The following is a 20,311-nucleotide window of genomic DNA, read 5'->3' on the forward strand; positions in this document are numbered from 1 at the left end:
AGCGGGCGAATATTAAGGGATTTTTCAGTTTTTACGGATTCTTCATAAAATCCATGCAAGCACCGTTTCTTTAATGAAGCAATTTCTCGAGGCCCTATCATAGCCCTTAGATTTTGCCATCAAAAAACCGGCGGGAGCTTTCCCGCCGGTTTTGAAGCCGCTGATTTGCGGCGCAGTTTTTTTAACGTTGTCCTTTGATATACGGTTTTCCGTTCGCCTTTGGAGCATTGGCACGGCCGATAAAGCCGGCTAATGCAAAAATCGTTAAGACGTAAGGAAGGATCAACAAGAAGACATTCGGTATTTCCTGAATATAAGGAATCGAGGAACCGACGATGCTCAGCGATTGTGCGAAGCCAAAGAACAAAGCTGCGCCCATCGCGCCAAGCGGATGCCATTTTCCAAAGATCATCGCGGCAAGTGCCATGAACCCTTGGCCGTTGATCGTCGAGTGACCGAAGTCACCAGTAATCGTTTGCGCGTAGATTGCGCCGCCGATTCCAGCCAAAGCCCCGGAAATCATAACCGCCACATAACGCATTCTTGTTACGTTGATTCCCATCGTGTCAGCTGCCATTGGATGCTCGCCGACCGCACGCAAGCGCAAGCCGAACGGCGTCTTATAGATGACAAACCACGCTAGGACCGCAACGCCAATCGCAAAAAACGATGTGTTGTAGACCGAAGTGAAGAACAATGGGCCGATGACCGGAATATCGGACAAAAACGGAACGTTATAGCGCGCAAAACGCTCACTGATGAAATCCGTCTGGCCTTTGTCGAAAATGCTTTTTACTAAGTAAAGCGCAAGGGCGATTGCCAATAAGTTAATGGCCACGCCAGATACAACTTGGTCAGCACGGAAAGAAATCGATGCAACAGCGTGCAGCAGCGATAATAGAAGCGCCGCCACCATCGCGGCAATTAATGCCAGCCATGGCGTCATTCCGCCGAATGTGTCCGCAAACAGCAAGTTGAACAAAATCCCGACAAATGCGCCGATAACCATCAAGCCTTCGAGGCCGATATTAACTACGCCGGAGCGTTCAGAAAACACCCCGCCGATTGCGACCAAAATAAGTGGTGCTGCATAGAAAATCGCTGAAGGGACGATGAAATATAGGATATCCATAAAGCTCATATCACTTCGCCTCCTTCTTTTTGCCGGCCGCTCGGAGCAGCAGCAAACGAATGATATAGCCAGATGCTACAAAGAAAATAATAACGGCAATGACAATTTCAACAATTTCAATCGGAATGCCCGCAGCATTCGGCATGTTCAATGCCCCGTATTTCAAGGAACCGAACAAGGTTGCGCCGAACACGACACCAAGCGGCGTATTCATGCCGAGAAGTGCAACCGCGATGCCATCAAAGCCAATTCCTGTGAAACCGCCTTTAGACGAGACATATTCAAATGTCCCAAGAGCTTCCATTGCACCGGCAAGCCCAGCAAACGCACCCGAAATGACCATCGCAAGAATGATGTTTTTGTTAACGTTCATCCCAGCGTATTCAGAAGCATTCTGGTTAAAGCCAACTGCTTTCAACTCGAAGCCAAGCGTCGTTTTTTCCAAGATCAACCACATGACACCAACCATGATGAGTGCCAGCAATAATCCAAGGTGCAGACGGGAAAATTCCGTCAAATTCTCCAAGAACTCGGAACGAAGAGAGGCACTGGCGAAAATCCGCTCTGTTCGGTCTCCGCCTTCTGAAACGGTCTTGATCAAGGCGTTCGTTACGTGAAGCGCGATATAGTTCATCATAATCGTCACGATAACTTCGTGCACGCGGAACTTGGCTTTCAATAGCCCTGGAACAAAGCCCCATAAAGCTCCTGCCACAGCTGCTGCGATAATCGCCAGCGGCAAATGAATGATTTTTGGCAATTCAACCGCTACGCCAACATAAGCGGCAGCGAACCAACCGACGATCAATTGCCCTTCTACTCCAATGTTAAAGAGCCCTGAGCGGAAAGCGAATGCGACCGCTAGACCAGCCAATAAATAAGGTGTGATTTGGCGAAGTGTTTCGCCGATGGTGTAAAGGTCTCCAAAAATACCGTTCCATAATGCTGCATAGCCTTCAATCGGGCTATAGCCGCTGACGAGCATAATAATTGCTCCGACAATCAGGCCGAGCACGACGGAAACGATCGGGACCAGCAAATTGGTCACTCTATTCGACACTGTGCTTCCCGCCTTTCTTGTCTTTTTCCGCATGGCCCGCCATAAGAAGACCCAGTTGTTGTTCAGTCGTTTCTTCAGGAATCACCACATCGACGATTTCGCCGTCATGAATAACAGCGATGCGGTCGGAGACGTTCATGACTTCGTCCAATTCAAATGAAATCAATAAGACCGCTTTGCCATTATCACGCTGCTCAATCAAGCGGCTATGGATAAATTCGATGGCACCCACGTCCAATCCGCGAGTCGGAAGGGCTGCAATGAGCAAGTCTGGATTGCGGTCTACTTCACGGCCAATGATCGCTTTTTGTTGATTTCCGCCGGACAATGCCCGTGCAGGTTCATGAGGCCCTTGCGTACGCACATCGTAATCTTTAATGATCTGCTGTGCTTTTTCTGTAATCTTGTTATAGTCCATAATCCCGGATTTTGAGATTGGCGCTTGGTAATAGGTTTGCAAGGCGATGTTATGCCCAATCGGAAAATCGAGTACTAAGCCATGTTTGTGACGGTCTTGCGGAATATGGCCAACGCCAGATTCTGTTACTTTACGCGGTTTCATTCCAGTGACGTCCTTGCCATGGATCAACACTTTTCCACTCTTGACTTTTCTGAGTCCTGTAATCGCTTCGATCAATTCTGACTGTCCGTTTCCGTCGATTCCCGCAATTCCGACAATTTCACCTTTGCGAACGGTCAGATTCAAGTTTTTCACCTTAGCGATGCCACGGTAGTCTTCCACAACGAGATCTTGGACTGTTAAGGTTTCTTCTTTCGGATATGCAGGACCTTTTTCAGTTTTAAACGTTACTTGGCGTCCGACCATCAAGGCTGCCAAATCATTCGGGTTGGTTTCTGAAGTCGTCACCGTGCCGATGCCTTGCCCTTTACGGATGACCGTCACGCGGTCTGAAACGTCCATGATCTCTTTCAATTTATGCGTGATCAAAATGATCGATTTGCCTTCTGCGATCAAACGCTTCATGATTTGGATCAGTTCTGTAATTTCCTGTGGCGTCAGTGAAGCTGTCGGCTCATCGAAAATCAAGATCTCTGCTCCGCGGTATAAAGTTTTAAGGATTTCCACACGTTGCTGCATACCGACTGAAATGTCTTCGATGATGGCGTAAGGGTCGACATTGAGTCCATATTGTTCCGATAATTCCGCTACTTTTTGGGCAGCATCTTTTTTATTGGTAACACCCATCTTTGTCGGCTCACTGCCGAGGATAATGTTTTCAGTGACACTGAAATTCTCGACGAGCATAAAATGTTGGTGCACCATGCCGATGCCAAGATCGTTCGCTACATTTGGGTTGGCAATGTCTACTTTTTTTCCTCTGACGCGAATTTCTCCGCCTTCTGGTTGGTATAACCCAAACAAAACATTCATCAAGGTGGATTTCCCTGCTCCATTTTCACCGAGCAGTGCATGAATTTCGCCTTTTTCAAGTTGCAAGGTGATGTTGTCGTTGGCGACAAAATTCCCGAACTCTTTGCGGATATTCAGCATTTCAATAACATATTCCACGATTCTCACTCCCTCGGAGACTGGTTATTTCTTTTTAAATGAATTAATACATGAAAGGCTTCTATTTGTCAGAAACCTTTCATCTATTAATCTTTCGAAAAATAGGCGAAAAAAAATCATAAAGACCGGATACCCGGTCTTTATGATGACCGTATTTGACTACAGCTTATTCAGAAAGTGTTTCCGGAACTTCGATTTCTCCGCTGATGACTTTCTCTTTGAATTCTTCGATCTGGCTCATCACATCTTCTGGGATCGCACCGCGTGAATCGGCAAGCGCCACTCCATCATCAGACAAACCGTAAGTGACCGTTTCGCCACCTGGGAATTCCCCGTTCATGGCTTGCTCAGAAATATTGATTACGGCTGTGTCGACACGTTTCAAGACAGATGTCAATGTAACGTTTACATCGCCAGCTTGTCCTTCTTCGTATTGGTCAGCATCAACGCCGATAACCCATACTTTTTCATCAGGGTTAGAATCGATGCGCTCTTTAGCTTCTGTGAATACGCCGTTTCCAGTTCCGCCTGCTGCGTGGAAAATGATATCTGCTCCAGCACTGTACATGCGGTTAGCAGTTGTTTTACCTAATTCTGCTTTATCAAAAGCACCTGTGTATTGAACATCGACTTCGATTGAATCGTCAACAGCTTTTACCCCTTCGAGGAAACCAGCTTCGAAACGTTCGATAACCGGAATTTCCATGCCTCCGACAAAACCGATTTTATCCGTTTCTGTCATCAATGCTGCTGCAACGCCTGCAAGGAACGCGCCTTCTTGTTCTTTAAACAAAACGCTTGCAACATTTGGAGCTTCTACTACTGCATCGATAATGGCAATTTGTGCATCTGGCTGCTGTTCAGCAATTTCTTTGACAGCGCCTTCCATCAAGAAGCCGATTCCGAAAACGACATCGAAGTCACGGCGGATCAAGTTATTCAAGTTGGTGTTGTAATCAGCGTCGGAAGCGGACTGGAGGTAATCAAACCCACCGTCGCCCTTTTCAAGGCCATTTTCTTCACCGAATTGCTGAACGCCTTCCCATGCAGATTGGTTAAAGGATTTGTCATCAACGCCTCCAACATCCGTAACCATCGCTACAGAAAAATCGCTTGCTTCTTCAGTGCCTTCTCCGCCTTCAGCAGACTCGCCGCCGTTTGAAGTATCTTCGTCGCTTCCGCATGCTGCAAGAACGCCAGCCGCCAGCATTAATGATAAACCTACGCCAAATTTACGTTTAATCAATGTAATAACCCCCAAGGTTTTTTTGATAATAGCAGGAATCAGATGTTTACAGACGTTTGCGAACTACATGGAAACTGAATTTATCAGCCCGGAAGTAGTTCTTTGAATACAGCACCAGCCGATCGTTCTCATCGTAATGATGCTGTTTTAATACAAGCAATGCAGTTTCCGGATCGCATTCAAGGATCGGCGATGCCTCTTCGTGATATCCCGTTGGGTCAATAAAAGTGACCGCATACGAGATACGGATATCGCCGGATTCTTCAAGCGCCGAGAAAATGGAGCTTTCTTTGCGTCCGAGAAAATCTTCAGGCATATAGACAGATGGAACTTTGTCGATGCAATAAACGACAGGCTCCCCATTAGCCGTTCGGACGCGTTCAATGGAAATGACAGAATCATCCGGATTGCAATGAAAGCGGTTAACATCTTCTTCAGAACAAATGGACTCTGAAGTGCTCAAGTAGACCACTCCAGGTTCCATTCCCGCCCGTCGGATCATATCCGAGATGCTTGTCAATTCCTCAATGCCCGATGAAAAGACCGGTTTCGAATTGACAAACGTTCCGACACCGTGACGTCTGACGATGACATTATCTTCTTCCAACAGCCGCAACGCCTCGCGTAGAGTCGCACGGCTCACTCCAAGTGATTTTGATAACTCGAATTCAGAGGGCAATTTCTCTTTCTCTTTGTAAATACCCGAAGCAATATCCTGCTTCATTCGATCGATCACTTGAAGATACAATGCACGGTGATCCGATTTGATTGTCATACGATTCACCACCCATGACAGAGATCAGACATCTGATGTAAAACATTCCTACTAATCAGAATTACTATACCATTTAATAGTAGTGAAATAAATAGCAATTTGTCGAATTCTGCGAATTTTCCTAAACAAGTTTTCTCAAATACTAAACATTTTGTCACAAATCAGCTAGTAAATGATCAATAATCGTCCTGCTTAGGAACCAGAACATGACGTGGCTTACTGCCTTCATAAGGGCCGACCACCCCGCGCTGCTCCATTTGGTCTATGATTCGTGCTGCTCTGGAATAGCCGACGCGGAATCTGCGCTGCAGCATCGACACGGATGCGGTCTGCATTTCGGTCACCAATTGCACCGCTTCGTCGTAAAGCTCGTCCGTTTCCTGGTCGATGCTCACTTCTTCAACATCAGACGGGATCATGTCTTCCTGATATTGTGCTTTTTGCTGTTCAATTGAGAAGTCGACGATTTTTTCTACTTCGGCATCCGATAAAAATGCGCCCTGTACACGGACCGGCTTTGATTGCCCAGCCCCAAGGAATAGCATATCGCCACGGCCGAGCAATTTCTCTGCCCCGCCCATATCCAAAATGGTGCGTGAGTCAATGGCGGACGATACTGCAAAAGCAATGCGCGATGGAATATTTGCTTTGATAACACCGGTGATGACGTTGACACTTGGGCGCTGCGTCGCGATGATCAAATGAATGCCTGCCGCACGCGCCATTTGAGCGAGCCTGGTGATGGCGTCTTCGACTTCGTTCGATGCGACCATCATCAAATCTGCTAACTCATCGACGATGACGACAATGAATGGCAATTTGGGATGCTTGTCGTCATTTTCTGCGTTAAATGTATCGACATAATCGTTATAACCTTCGATATTGCGGGTGCCGGTATGGGAAAACAGCTCATAGCGCCGCTCCATTTCCGAAACGATTTTCTTCAAGGCTTGCGCCGCTTTGCGCGGATCCGTGACAACTGGCGCGAGCAGATGCGGTATTCCGTTATAGACATTCAGTTCGACCATTTTTGGGTCAATCATCATCATTTTTACTTCGTGCGGCTTGGCGCGCATGATGATGCTCGTGATGATGCCGTTGATGCAAACGGATTTCCCGCTGCCTGTCGATCCTGCTACGAGCAAATGGGGCATTTTATTGAGTTCTGTCATGACTGCCTGGCCCGTAACATCGCGTCCAAGGCCGAATAAGAGCTTCGAATTGGGGCGATTGTTTTCTTCAGAGTCCAGTACTTCTCTCAAGCTTACGACTGCCACTTCCGTATTCGGCACTTCAATTCCGATTGCCGATTTTCCAGGAATCGGCGCTTCGATGCGGATATCCCGCGCTGCAAGCGCCAAAGCTAAATCGTCGTGGAGACTGACAATTTTGCTGACTTTCACACCGACGTCCGGCAACACTTCATATTTTGTAACAGCCGGCCCCATATGGACTTGCGTCACTTTTGCACGGACACCAAAACTTTGGAAGGTTTTTTCGAGTTTCTTGGCATTTTTTTGAATGCCCGAATATTCCCCGCTTTGGTCGCTATGTGGCGGCAATGTCAATAAATCGATCGGCGGCAAGGAATAATCTTCGTTTTCCGCTTCTTCTTTCATCGACATCACTGGCTCTTTAAGGATTTCACCCGTTTCAGGGTCAACGCGGCGGGTTTCTTCAGAAGGCTCAGTGGCCACTTTTTCATTTTCCGCCTCTTTGGACTTCGGCTTGACCTTTTCAGTAAAGGCTGAAATGATTGGTTCTTTTTCAGCGTCGTCTTCTGTTTCCCGCTCGGTTTCTTGATCAAAAACCAACGTTGTCTCTGTTTCTTCTAATGCATCGTCATAAGCGAGTTGTTCGTTCATTTCCAATACCTTTTCAGGGGCATTTTTCTTGCGCGGCTGTTTTTTCGCCGGTTTTTGTTCCGGTTTAAAACGTATTGCCAAAGATTTCATTGCTTCGCCGACTGCTGGCAAGCGCTCTGCAATAACCGGGGCAGCTGTTTTGCCTGTTAAGATAATGGCACCAATCGACAGCAAGATGATGGCAATCACCCATGTCCCGGCAGTGGCAAACAGGACGTGGAGCAGCGCATACAATACCGCGCCGAAAAAGCCGCCGCCTGTCGCTTCATAATTGCCCCAGAGCGTTCCCGTCATCTGCGTCATTTTAGAAGTTTCCGACATGACGTTTGCCGAAGTGATCGGCAGGATAGAACTTGCCGACCAGATTAAATGGCTGATCAACAAAGCGCCCGCAAACAAAAACAGCGATCCTGCGGCAATTTTTGCACGGATTTTCGGCAATCCTCGCTTGACCATGATATGTAGAGCTATTGCCGTCAATGCCAAGGGTGCAAGAAAGGCCAGATAGCCGAACAGATACTCTGCCATATTGTTGAACATGCGGCCGATTAACCCGAGACGGAAGACCATTAAGATCGCGATGCCGATCATGATAAGCCCCGTTACTTCATAAGCGATCATCGGCACTGGTTGCCGTTTCTTTTTTGTTCTTGGTTTAGCTTTTGGTTTGGTGCGTGGTTTGGTCCGCGGCTTAGCGCTAGGTTTTTTAGTCGTACGGCTTGGCGCCATGAGATTCCCTCTTTTCTTACGTAATGAAAAAGGATTCCTGCCGATAACATCGGTATGGAATCCCTTTACTTGTATTCTTAGTATTCCATGATGATTGGAATGATCATCGGACGTCGCTTCGTTTGCTGGTACAGATACGAATTCAGCGTATCGCGGATTTCCTGTTTGATATTGTTCCATTCAAATGCATCGCGCGTCACGTATTTATCGACGACTTTGCGCACCAATTGACTCGACTCCTCAAGCAATTGCTCCGACTCGCGGACATAGACAAAACCTCTGGAAATGATTTCAGGACCTGATGCAATGCGTTTTTCCTTACGGTTCAAGGTAACGACGATAATAAAGATTCCATCCTGCGACAAGAGCTTGCGGTCACGCAGGACGATATTGCCGACGTCCCCGATGCCGATTCCATCGATCAAGACATTGCCTGTCGTCACACGGCCGCTCATGCGGACTTTCTCTTTTCTGTATTCGACGATATCGCCTTTATCGGCAATGAAGATATCCGATTTTGCGATTCCGACCTGCTGAGCCAACTTGGAATGAGCAATGAGCATTTTATATTCTCCTTGAATCGGCACGAAATACTTCGGCTTCATCAAGTTCAGCATCATTTTTAAGTCTTCCTGGCTGCCGTGCCCGGAAACGTGGACTTTCTTATTAGACGTCAATACTTTCGCGCCAGCTTTAGCCAATTTGTTCATCGTCTGGAACATTGGCACTTCCATGCCTGGCGACGGCGTGAACGTGATCAACACCGTATCCGTTTCGTTAATGCGCACGTCTTTATGCTGGCGTCTGACCATTTTGTCAAGCGCTTCTAACGGTTCACCTTGGTTGCCTGTTACGATGATGACCACTTCATCATCGTTGTATTTTTCCATATCTTTCAGAGAAATGACGGTCTCTTCATCCACTTCAAGATAACCAAGGCGCAAGCCGACTTCATAGCTCTTCTCTAGGCTTTTGCCGATGACAGCTACTTTTTTACCGGTTTGTTGCGCAATGTCGAACACTTGCTGGATGCGGATGAAGTTGGATGAATAAAGCGATACAAGAATTCGGCCCGGCGCTTGGTGGAATGCCGTCAAGATATGGTCAGCTACGACTGTCTCAGACGTCGTGTAGCCTGGGCGTTCCGCTTCAGTGGAATCCGACAAGAGCATCAATACCCCGTCTTCACCGAGTTTTGCCATTTTGGCATAATCCGGGCGGTAGCTGCCTTGCATCGACTGGTCAAATTTGAATTCCCCAGTATGGACAATCGCGCCTTCTGATGTATGGAAAACAATTCCGAGTGCATCTGGAATGCTGTGTGTCGTATGGAAAAAGGTGACGTGTGTTTTGTCAAAATTCATGCGGCTCTTATTGGTGACTTCAAAGAATTTATGATGTTTGAGCGAGCCAAGCTCTTTTACGTGCTCTTTAGCAAGCGCAATGGTCAGCTTCGAGCCATAAACCGGCGCTTGGACTTTCTTTAATAGATAAGCAATCGACCCGATTGCATCCTCGTGGCCATGCGTCAGGAAGATCCCTTTCACACGGTCTTTGTTTTCTTCAAGATAAGTGACGTCCGGAATGACGATGTCGACGCCAAGCATCTCATCTTCCGGGAACATCAACCCGCTGTCGACAACAAACAAGTCATCATCGATATCGATGACGTACATGGCTTTGCCGATTTCTCCTACTCCGCCAAGCGGAATGACTCTAATGACTTCGTTTTTAATTTTACTCAATTGATTTCCTCCTAAAAATATTTCACCCGTACAGATCCATAGATTTCATTATACGGTAATCACCGGTAACAGTCCAAAGAAAAAATAATCCCTACCCTCCACCTTCTGCTCCAGCAGCTAAAGTGGTCGCTCGCAAAAAAAAGCCACCCGCCTGTGTCAGAAAGAAAACGACTTTCTGCGATCGGCGGATGGCTATGGGTTTTACTCGCGCTGGTCGTTAATCGAGGCAGAACGATTGGTTACCAGCTTACAGCAATTGTTCTTCAATAAGCGCTTCAGCAATTTGCACCGAATTCAACGCGGCGCCTTTGATCAAGTTATCGGAAACGACCCATAAATGATAGCCGTTCGGGTTGTCGAGGTCTTTGCGGATGCGGCCGACAAATACTTCATCTTTCCCAGCTGCCATCAAAGGCATCGGGTATTCCTGATTGGCAGGATCGTCCTGCAAGACAACGCCTGGCGCACCACTTAGCGCCTCTCTCACTTGTTGGACGGACGGTGCATCGCCCAATTCGACGTAGACAGATTCGGAATGTCCTGTGACGACTGGCAGCCTTACACAAGTCGCCGCGACCGCCAAGCTTTGGTCACTCATGATCTTTTTGGTTTCGTTGATCATCTTCATTTCTTCGAGCGTATAGCCGTTATCAGCGAATTGATCGATTTGCGGCACTGCATTAAAAGCGATCGGATAATGGCGATCGGCTGATTTTACAGGTAAGACTTTCGCTTCGGCCGTCGCAGCGTTATCAAAATCCGCTGATTGATCTTTCAATTCGTTGATGGCATCGATCCCGGCACCTGACACCGCTTGGTAGGTGGAAACAATAATTTTTTGCAAGCCGAATTGCTCTTTTAGCGGCTGCAATGCGCACACCATTTGGATGGTCGAGCAATTCGGGTTGGCTATGACGCCGGAATGGCCTTTTAGCGCTGATTTGTTCACTTCAGGGACGACGAGCGGCACATCTTCATTCATGCGGAAGGCACTTGTATTGTCGACCACGACTGCGCCGCGTTTCACAGCTTCAGGCGCAAATTTCTCTGAGATGCTGCCCCCTGCGCTGAACAGAGCGATGTCGACTCCCTCAAACGATTCTGGCACCGCTTCTTCTACGGTGTAAGTTTGTCCATTAAAGTTGATTTCTTTGCCGGCAGAGCGGGCAGAAGACAGGAATTTGATATCCCCGACAGGGAAGTTGCGCTTTTCCAGCTGGTCTTTCATTTGCTGGCCGACAGCACCGGTTGCGCCCATGATCGCTACATTATAGGTTTTCACTCGACTCTCTCCTTCTTAACTAATTTGCGTTATTGTATCACAATTTAACGCTTTAGCGGGACAAAATGTCGCGATTCGTCTTTCATTGTGAACGGATGATGGAGACAGCGGGTGCAGCAGCAGTTAATTGCATCAAATCAAGGACGTGATCCCGTTCGACCCCATCAATCAAGCGAATGATGTCATCTGCGGACTGGTGCTTGCCGTGAAGCAATTCGTATTTTCCGTTGCGGCTCATGCGGGATCCTGTGCTTTCGAGGCCAAGCAGCAAATTGCCTTTTAACTGCTCGCGGGAATCCGAAATTTCCAACTCGCTAATATCGCCTTCTCGCATGCGCTGAAGCGATGTGCGAATCAACTCCTCCACTTCCCCGACTTGATGATCGGCAGTTCCCCCGTAGATCGCTAGCGTGCCGTGATCGGAGTAGGCAGAATGATACGAGTAAACGGAATAGGCAAGGCCGCGGTCTTCGCGAATTTCCTGGAACAGCCGAGATGACATCGAACCGCCGATGATATTGTTCAGTACCGCAAGCGAAAACAATTGATCGTCCTGCAGCGACAATCCAGGATACCCAAGGCAGATATGGGCTTGCTCGGTTTCTTTATGCTTGATCGATTGACCAGGCACAAACAGTGGCAAGACGTGGGCATTATCCGGACTTTTGCGCTCGAACGAGCCGAATAACGATTCAATTTGGCTCAGCAACTTGTCGTCGATATGGCCAGCTACAGAAATGACTGTGTTCGACGGGGTATAGTGGCGTTCCATATAATCCAAGATCTGCTGTCTTGAGAAGCGGTCCAGCGTTTCGTTGGTGCCTAAGATCGGTGCGCCAATTGCATTATCTGGATACATGACACGCCATAATTGTTCATGGACATCATCGTCCGCCATATCTTCGGTCATGCTGATTTCCTCTTTAACAACGAGCCGTTCTTTATCGATTTCCACAGGGTCCATCACCGAATTGAAGAACATATCGGCCAATACTTCAACCGCGAGTGGCGCATGATGATCAAGCACTTTAGCGTAATAGCATGTATATTCCTTTGAAGTGTAGGCGTTCAAATCGCCGCCGACGCGATCGAATTCACGTGCAATATCCTTGGCGCTGCGTTTCTCTGTGCCTTTGAACAACAAGTGTTCGATAAAATGCGTGATGCCGTTTTCTTCCGGCCGCTCATCGCGTGATCCCGTATTGACGAATACGCCGACCGCCACGGAACGAAAATGCGGGATGTGTTCAGAAACGATGCGCAAGCCATTTTGGCAAGTATATGTGGTAACCATTAAAAGCCCTCCTGGATATGAAAAAAATTGCCGGCGAATGCCACCGGCAATTTTCCCATTTTTTTATTTAACGTTTTATGCCTTTTCAGCTGCTTCTTTTTCTTCTTTCAAAACCGTTTTACGGGACAAATTAACGCGTCCTTGACGATCGATTTCGATAACTTTTACTTTCACAACATCGCCCATTTTCAAGACATCTTCCACTTCTTTTGTCCGTTCTTCCTGGATTTCTGAAATGTGGAGAAGGCCGTCTTTTCCTGGGAACAACTCAACGAATGCGCCGAATTTTTCGATGCGCTTAACGGCGCCCTCGTAATATTCGCCGACTTTTGCTTCGCGCACGATGTTTTCGATCATCGCTTTCGCTTTAGCGTTCATTTCTTCATCAACAGAAGAAATGAAAATCGTACCATCTTGTTCGGTATCGATCTTAACGCCCGTTTCATCGATGATTTTATTGATGACTTTGCCGCCCGGTCCGATGACGTCGCGGATTTTGTCTGGATTGATCTTCACCATGATAATCTTCGGCGCAAATTTGGACAATGTCGTGCGCGGTGTGTTGATTGTCGCAATCATCGACTCCAAAATGTGCAGACGCCCGATTTTCGCTTGTGTTAATGCTTCTTCGAGAATTTCACGGGACAAGCCGTCAATTTTAATATCCATTTGAAGGGCAGTGACACCATCTGCTGTTCCGGCAACTTTAAAGTCCATATCGCCGAGATGGTCTTCCATTCCTTGGATGTCAGACAGAACCGTATAGTTCTCGCCTTTTTTCACAAGGCCCATTGCAATGCCGGCAACCGGTGCTTTAATCGGTACACCCGCGTCCATCATCGCCAAAGTCGAAGCACAGATACTTGCTTGCGATGTTGAACCGTTCGATTCCAACACTTCGGAAACGAGTCGAATCGTATAAGGGAAATCTTTTTCATTTGGAATAACCGCTTCAAGAGCCCGTTCGCCTAGTGCCCCGTGGCCGATTTCGCGACGGCCAGGGCCGCGCAAGAAGCCAGTTTCCCCGACAGAGAACAACGGGAAATTGTAATGGTGCATAAACCGCTTCGTCTCTTCCAAGCCAAGGCCATCGATGATTTGAACATCACCAAGTGCGCCAAGGGTACAGATGCTCATTGCCTGCGTTTGGCCGCGCGTGAAAAGGCCAGAACCGTGAGTACGTGCAAGAACGCCGACTTCAGAAGAAAGTGCGCGGATCTCGGATGGGCCGCGACCGTCTGGACGGATTTTTTCGTCCGTGATCAGACGGCGGACTTCATCTTTAACCATTTTATCGAGCACTTGGCCCGCTTGCTTTTTAATATCGTCTTCTGAATCTGCATAGGCTTCAAGCGCACGTTCGCGAACAGCGGCAATGGCTTCATTGCGCGCTTGCTTTTCGTTTACTTGAACAGCTGCATTCATGTCTTGTTCCACAGCCGTTTTCAGTTCAGCCGTCAAGTCCGCATCCAATTCGTATAATTGGACTGCCGATTTCTCTTTAGCCACTTCTGCAGCGATTTCTTCTTGGAAAGCGATCAATTTCTTGATTTCTTCGTGGCCGAACATGATCGCTTCAAGAATAGCCTCTTCAGACACTTCTTTCGCACCGGCTTCTACCATATTGATGGCGTCTTTTGTACCGGCAACCGTCAAGTTGATTGAGCTTTTCTCCAGTTGTTCGCCTGTCGGGTTGATAACGTACTCGCCATCAATCATGCCGACGATGACGCCTGCGATTGGGCCATCGAATGGAATATCTGAAATCATCAAAGCGAGTGACGATCCAAACATCGCAGCCATTTCAGATGGGCAGTCCTGATCGACTGACATAACCATGGAAATGACTTGTACCTCGTTGCGGAAACCGTCAGGGAATAGCGGACGCAATGGACGGTCAATCAAGCGGCTGATCAAAGTCGCTTTTTCAGACGGGCGCCCTTCGCGTTTGATGAATCCACCCGGGATTTTCCCGACAGCGTATTGGCGCTCTTCATAGTTCACCGTAAGCGGAAAGAAATCCAAAGGTTTTGGTGATTTTGATGCCGTAGCAGTGGATAGTACTGCTGTATCGCCGTAACGGATTAACGCCGCTCCGTTCGCTTGTTTAGCCAGTTGACCGACTTCGACCTTTAGTTCGCGGCCAGCCCAGTCAAATGAATAGGTTTTTTTTGTTTGCTCCATAGTCGAGCTCCTCTCTTACTGTGTTTCGTTGTAGTATGTATCTTTCAATAGTGTATCAAAAAAGCACATCAAGTGCGATTCAATGATATGTTTTAAGCATAAAGAAAAAGCGGGACGAATCCCGCTTTCTCTGCTTGCTATTATCGGCGTAGGCCAAGTCTTCCGATTAACTCACGGTAGCGTTGTACATCGTTCTCGCGTAGGTATTTAAGCAAGTTACGACGGCGTCCAACCATTTTGAATAGACCACGACGTGAATGGTGATCTTTCTTGTGGGTACGCAAGTGCTCGTTCAAGTTGTTGATGTCTTCTGTAAGAATGGCGATCTGAATTTCTGGAGAACCAGTATCAGTGTCATGCACTTTGTATTCATTGATCAATTCATTTTTACGTTCTTGTGTGATTGCCATGCTGTTCCACCTCCTAATCTCTGATAGCCCCTATTACCTAGCAAACGTTGGTGATTCGATGTGCCAAGCAATGGTTAGTACGTTCAGTACTTTGATATCATAGCACAGTGATTTCTTGAAATCAACTGTCCTACTTATACTTTGAAATATTGCGTAGCAGTCTCTTTATCCAGTCCGATTTGTTCTTTCAATTCATCGATACCTGAAAATCTCTGCTCATCTCGAATGCGTTTATGCCATTCGACAATGACTTTTTCGCCGTAAATAGACGTATCAAAATCGAGAATATGGACTTCGATAACTAAGTTTTTAACATCCGGATTGTTGAATGTCGGCTTGTATCCGACATTGCAAACACCATTATAATACATGCCTTGCACTTCGATCCGGACGGCGTAGACACCCCGTTTTGGAACGAATGTGCCAAGTTCCGGTTCGACATTGGCGGTTGGAAAACCGATTGTCCGCCCGCGTTTGTCGCCATTTACGACAGTTCCGGAAATTCGGTAAGGCCTGCCGAGCAATTGATGGACCGATTCCACCATTCCATCTTTTAATAAATGGCGAATGCGCGTCGAACTGATTTTTTCATCTTGCGCTTCGATTTTGCCGACCGTGGTGACCTTATAACGTTCACGGCCGATCGACTGCATCAATTCCATATCTCCGCCGCCTTTATTACCGAAAGAAAAATCAAATCCGGCAACGACTTCCTTAACGCCTAAGCCGTCAATGAAATGCTCGACGAATTGTTCAGGCGACAGTTGAGCGAATTGGGAAGTGAAGCGGACGATATAACAAATATCTACACCCATCTCCTGCAAAATGTCCATTTTCTGGCTAAGTGGCGTGATATAAAACACTTCTTCTTTCCGGCCGCCGAGTACGAGCGATGGATGTGGATCGAAGGTCATAACAGCCGACTTCATCCCAGTTGATCGCGCTTTGTCTATAGCCGTTCCGATCACTCGCTGATGCCCCTTGTGAACGCCGTCAAAAAAACCGATCGCCATGGACAATGGCCCATGTTCTTGTGCTTTCATGTCGTGAGGATAACTCAAGTGAATGATTTTCATATTACACCTCGTCCGTTGGAGGAAATCCAAACATTTTTTCGGGTTTCATTTTGCCAGCCTTTTCAGGATGCCTTTTGTATAACGCTGCTGGTTTGCCATGATAGGTGAAAACGACAAACGGTTCCGTTTTCAAGATTGGATGTGCTTCGAGCACTTGTCCATTCTTGATGCTGAACAGCAAATCCGCTGCAATTTCCTCAAAAGGGAAAATACTCAAGCCATATGACAATGGCTGCAAAATAGAATCGATATCCCCATTTTGCGCAATTTCCTCTACTTCGGCAAGCGTCACACATTGTTCTTTTGTAAAACTGCCGGATTGTGTGCGCGTTAGCTGTGACATATGTGCTGGATACCCGAGCGCTTCACCGATTTGGACAGCGAGCGTTCGAATGTAAGTCCCTTTGCCGCAACGGATACGGATGCGGAACTGGATGTTCTGCCCTCTCCACGCGGTTGCCTCGTCCAATAATTCAATCGAGTCAATGTGTACCGTGCGTACCGGACGTTCTACTTGTTCCCCTTTACGGGCATATTCGTAAAGCTTTCTGCCGTTCACTTTGACCGCCGAATACATCGGTGGAATCTGTTCTATATCGCCCGTCAAGCTTGCCAACACCGTTTCCAATTGCTTGCGCGTTATTTCCTTGTCACTGCTGTCTTGCTCGACGATTGCCCCTTCCGCGTCTTCTGTTTCTGTGGAAAAGCCAATTGATACTTGTGCTTCATACGTTTTTCCTTGATCTGTGATGTATTCGGCCACTTTGGTCGACCGCCCTAAACAAATCGGCAAAACGCCATCCACTTGCGGATCGAGCGTTCCGGTATGACCGACCTTTTTCGTTTTCAGGATTTTTCGCAGTCGGAAAACGCAGTCGTGTGATGTCATGCCTGGTTCTTTCCATAACGGAAGAATTCCATTCGGTTCCATGGCCAATACCCCTTTCTTTATCGGCTGTCACACCGATCGGTACTATGTAGAAAAAAGCCTGCTGTCTAAAAATAGACGGGCAGGCTTTCGGTTTATTCTTCTGTTGGATCTTTGATATCCCGCAGCAATGATTCAATCCGATTGCCGTACGCGACAGACGAATCGATTTCAAACGCCAATTCGGGAGTTTTGCGCAGGCGGATTCGTTGCCCGATTTCCGAGCGAATGAATCCTTTAGACTTGGCAAGGCCGAGCAAGGTTTGCTCTTTCTCTTTGTCGTCGCCCAACACGCTGATGTAGACGGTTGCCTGCTGTAGGTCGCCCGTCACTTCGACATCTGTCACTGTGACAAAGCCGATGCGTGGATCTTTCAATTTTCTGCCGATAATTTCGCCAAGCTCTTTTTTCATCTGCTCAGCTACACGATTCGAGCGCATTGATGACATTTCGAATCCACTCCGTTCTTACAAATATTCGTTCTCTATTTCCATGCATTCCCACGACGGATTGCTTTCAAGAAAGCGCAGCACATGAGCCATTTCACGTTCCGCTGCTTCTTTTGAAGAAGAGACCGTGACAAATGCGAGGCGCGTGCGCTGCCAAACTTCCTGATGATCGACTTCCGCCGCCGACACATTGAATCTCTGTTTCGTACGGGTCACCATGCTTTTGACGATGGCCCGTTTATCTTTCAATGAATGCGCGGTCGGGATAAAAAACTCGCATTCCATTGAAAGGATCATTTTCTTTCGATTTCTTCCATGATGTAAGCTTCGATGATGTCGCCTTCTTTGACATCGTTGAAGTTTTTGATCGTCACACCACATTCATAGCCTTTGGCAACTTCTTTTGCGTCATCCTTAAAGCGTTTCAATGTATCGATTTCGCCTTCGAAGACGACAATGCCATCACGGATGACACGCACGCCGCTATCGCGTGTAATTTTGCCTTCTGTTACATAGCTTCCGGCAATCGTTCCGACTTTAGATACTTTGAAGGTGCTGCGGATTTCTGCTTGGCCGATGATTTTCTCTTCGAATTCTGGGTCCAAGAGGCCTTTCATTGCGGCTTCGATTTCTTCGATTACTTTGTAGATGATGCGGTGCAAGCGAATATCGACGCCTTCTGCATCTGCTGCACGCTTGGCGTTGACATCCGGGCGTACGTTAAAGCCGATGATGATGGCATTAGAAGCTGCCGCTAGGGATACATCAGATTCTGTGATTGCTCCAGCACCCGTGTGGATGACTTTTACGTTAACGCCTTCTACATCGATTTTCAAGAGAGAAGCAGCCATAGCTTCAACTGTTCCTTGAACGTCTGCTTTGACGATCAAGTTCAACTCTTTCATTTCGCCTTGCTTCAATTGATCGAACAAGTTATCAAGTGTTACGCGGTTCTTTTCAGAACGCATTTCCTGTAAGGCAGTAGCCGAGCGCGCTTCACCGATTTGACGGGCTGTTTTCTCATCTTCAAAGACAACAAAACGGTCGCCTGCTTGTGGCACATCACTTAGACCGGTAATTTCAACTGGCGTCGAAGGCCCAGCAGTTTTCACACGGCGGCCAAGGTCGTTGACCATCGCACGGACGCGTCCGAATGTATTGCCGACAACGATTGGGTCTCCAACATGCAAAGTACCATCTTGTACGAGCAATGTCGCGACCGATCCACGGCCTTTGTCGAGTTCTGCTTCAATGACCGTACCGATTGCACGGCGGCCAGGATTCGCTTTTAGTTCTCCAACTTCAGAAACAAGCAAGATCATTTCAAGCAATGTATCAATACCTTCTCCGTTCAAAGCGGAAAGCGGCACGAAAATGGTCTCGCCACCCCATGCTTCAGGTACCAAGCCATGCTCGGTCAATTCCTGCATAACGCGGTCTGGGTTAGCAGACGGTTTGTCCATTTTGTTGACTGCGATGATGATCGGAACTTCAGCCGCTTTTGCGTGGTTGATTGCTTCTACTGTTTGTGGCATTACGCCGTCATCAGCAGCTACGACGATAATCGCGATATCAGTTACCTTCGCACCGCGAGCACGCATGGTTGTGAATGCTGCGTGTCCTGGTGTATCGAGGAACGTGATTTTCTTGCCATCTTCTTCGACTTGGTACGCACCAATATGCTGTGTGATTCCGCCTGCTTCTCCAGCAGTGACTTTCGTGTGACGGATTGAATCCAGCAAAGTCGTTTTCCCGTGGTCAACGTGGCCCATGATCGTAACGACAGATGGACGTTCTTCTTTTTTGGCTTCTTCTTCAGGTTCGAAGTAGACTTCCAAATCTGTTTTGTCGATCAAGATCTCTTCTTCTACTTCTACATCGTATTCTGCACAGACGAGTTCAATGGCATCTTTATCCAACTCTTGGTTGATCGTTGCCATAACGCCGAGCATGAACAATTTTTTGATGATTTCTGAAGGCTCGCGGCCTAGTTTTTTCGCCAAATCGCCTACAGTCAACGATTCACTGAATGTGATTTTTGACGGCAATTCTTTTTCGCGTTTCGGCATTGGCGGCATCGGGTTTACCGGACGCTGCTGTTTGCCTTTACGATTGCGGTTTTGGCCGCCTCGGCCTGGTCCACCAGAACGGCCGCGTTGGCCTGGTCCTGGAGCTGGTTTAGCGGCTTTTGGCGTAAAGTTTGATCCGCGGCCTGCTTGAGCGTTCGCTCCTGTTCCTGTGCCTTGCTGCGACGATTGTGAACGGTTTTGACCACCCTGTGTGCGGTTTTGGCCGCCTTGGCTACCTGTACGGTTCTGGCCTTGACCGCCTTGAGGACGGCTTTGCCCACCTTGGCTGCCTTGTCCACTTTGACCGCGGCGCTGGTTTTGGCCTTGCGGGCGGGATTGTGAACCTTGTGCACGGTTTCCTTGTGCAGGTTTTTTATAAATGCCGTCCAATTTCGTCACAGCAGTATCTTCTAGTGTTGCCATATGATTATTGACTTTGATGTTCATTTTCGACAATTCATCGATGATATCTTTGCTCGGTTTATTTACTTTTTTAGCGTATTCATGTACTCGAATTTTGGTCATCTGCTCACCCC

16 protein-coding genes are annotated in these 20,311 nt (G+C 47.6%); all 16 read right to left on the reverse strand.

Annotated features, from left to right (window positions below; genetic code table 11):
- Window positions 1-181 precede the first annotated feature (181 nt).
- The 16 genes from BBI11_RS09705 to infB all read right to left on the reverse strand — a co-directional run bounded on the left by BBI11_RS09705 (window position 182) and on the right by infB (window position 20,300).
- A complete protein-coding gene (locus BBI11_RS09705) occupies window positions 182-1,141 on the reverse strand; it encodes an ABC transporter permease (RefSeq protein WP_068462794.1) in 960 nt (319 codons plus the stop codon).
- A gap of 1 nt (window position 1,142) precedes the next feature.
- Window positions 1,143-2,192, reverse strand: a complete 1,050-nt coding sequence (locus BBI11_RS09710; protein WP_068462796.1) for an ABC transporter permease — start codon at window positions 2,190-2,192, stop codon at window positions 1,143-1,145.
- Window positions 2,182-3,723, reverse strand: coding sequence for an ABC transporter ATP-binding protein (locus BBI11_RS09715; protein WP_068462798.1), 1,542 nt, complete (start codon window positions 3,721-3,723; stop codon window positions 2,182-2,184). The genes BBI11_RS09710 and BBI11_RS09715 overlap by 11 nt, the downstream gene beginning before the upstream one ends.
- Before the next feature lie 166 nt (window positions 3,724-3,889).
- A complete protein-coding gene (locus BBI11_RS09720) occupies window positions 3,890-4,969 on the reverse strand; it encodes a BMP family lipoprotein (RefSeq protein ID WP_068462799.1) in 1,080 nt (359 codons plus the stop codon).
- Window positions 4,970-5,015: 46 nt separating this feature from the next.
- Window positions 5,016-5,744, reverse strand: a complete 729-nt coding sequence (locus tag BBI11_RS09725; RefSeq protein ID WP_068462801.1) for a GntR family transcriptional regulator — start codon at window positions 5,742-5,744, stop codon at window positions 5,016-5,018.
- A 176-nt stretch (window positions 5,745-5,920) separates the two neighbouring features.
- A complete protein-coding gene (locus BBI11_RS09730) occupies window positions 5,921-8,230 on the reverse strand; it encodes an FtsK/SpoIIIE family DNA translocase (RefSeq protein WP_237150257.1) in 2,310 nt (769 codons plus the stop codon).
- 185 nt (window positions 8,231-8,415) lie between these two features.
- Entirely contained in the window at window positions 8,416-10,083 is a 1,668-nt protein-coding gene (locus tag BBI11_RS09735) for a ribonuclease J (RefSeq protein ID WP_068462805.1), read from the reverse strand.
- A gap of 247 nt (window positions 10,084-10,330) precedes the next feature.
- Window positions 10,331-11,341: an aspartate-semialdehyde dehydrogenase gene (locus tag BBI11_RS09740; RefSeq protein WP_068465721.1), complete on the reverse strand. Its 1,011-nt coding sequence runs from the start codon at window positions 11,339-11,341 to the stop codon at window positions 10,331-10,333.
- Between the two features lie 106 nt (window positions 11,342-11,447).
- Window positions 11,448-12,659 carry a M16 family metallopeptidase gene (locus tag BBI11_RS09745; protein WP_068462807.1) on the reverse strand — a complete coding sequence of 404 codons (1,212 nt, stop codon included), beginning with the start codon at window positions 12,657-12,659 and terminating at the stop codon, window positions 11,448-11,450.
- Window positions 12,660-12,734: 75 nt separating this feature from the next.
- A complete protein-coding gene (gene pnp / locus BBI11_RS09750) occupies window positions 12,735-14,843 on the reverse strand; it encodes a polyribonucleotide nucleotidyltransferase (RefSeq protein WP_068462809.1) in 2,109 nt (702 codons plus the stop codon).
- Between the two features lie 140 nt (window positions 14,844-14,983).
- The gene (gene rpsO / locus BBI11_RS09755; protein WP_068462811.1) at window positions 14,984-15,253 is read right to left on the reverse strand and encodes a 30S ribosomal protein S15; all 270 of its coding nucleotides are present in this window, start codon (window positions 15,251-15,253) and stop codon (window positions 14,984-14,986) included.
- 134 nt (window positions 15,254-15,387) lie between these two features.
- Complete coding sequence (ribF, locus tag BBI11_RS09760; RefSeq protein ID WP_068462813.1) at window positions 15,388-16,329, reverse strand: riboflavin biosynthesis protein RibF; 942 nt, start codon at window positions 16,327-16,329, stop codon at window positions 15,388-15,390.
- Between the two features lies 1 nt (window position 16,330).
- A complete protein-coding gene (truB, locus tag BBI11_RS09765; protein WP_068462815.1) occupies window positions 16,331-17,260 on the reverse strand; it encodes a tRNA pseudouridine(55) synthase TruB in 930 nt (309 codons plus the stop codon).
- Between the two features lie 92 nt (window positions 17,261-17,352).
- Complete coding sequence (gene rbfA, locus BBI11_RS09770; RefSeq protein WP_068462817.1) at window positions 17,353-17,706, reverse strand: 30S ribosome-binding factor RbfA; 354 nt, start codon at window positions 17,704-17,706, stop codon at window positions 17,353-17,355.
- An 18-nt stretch (window positions 17,707-17,724) separates the two neighbouring features.
- Window positions 17,725-18,003: a DUF503 domain-containing protein gene (locus BBI11_RS09775; RefSeq protein ID WP_068462819.1), complete on the reverse strand. Its 279-nt coding sequence runs from the start codon at window positions 18,001-18,003 to the stop codon at window positions 17,725-17,727.
- Window positions 18,000-20,300, reverse strand: coding sequence for a translation initiation factor IF-2 (gene infB / locus BBI11_RS09780; protein WP_068462821.1), 2,301 nt, complete (start codon window positions 20,298-20,300; stop codon window positions 18,000-18,002). Before infB ends, BBI11_RS09775 begins: the two co-directional genes overlap by 4 nt.
- Between the last annotated feature and the right edge of the window lie 11 nt (window positions 20,301-20,311).

Source organism: Planococcus maritimus (genome assembly GCF_001687625.2).
GTDB lineage: Bacteria > Bacillota > Bacilli > Bacillales_A > Planococcaceae > Planococcus > Planococcus maritimus.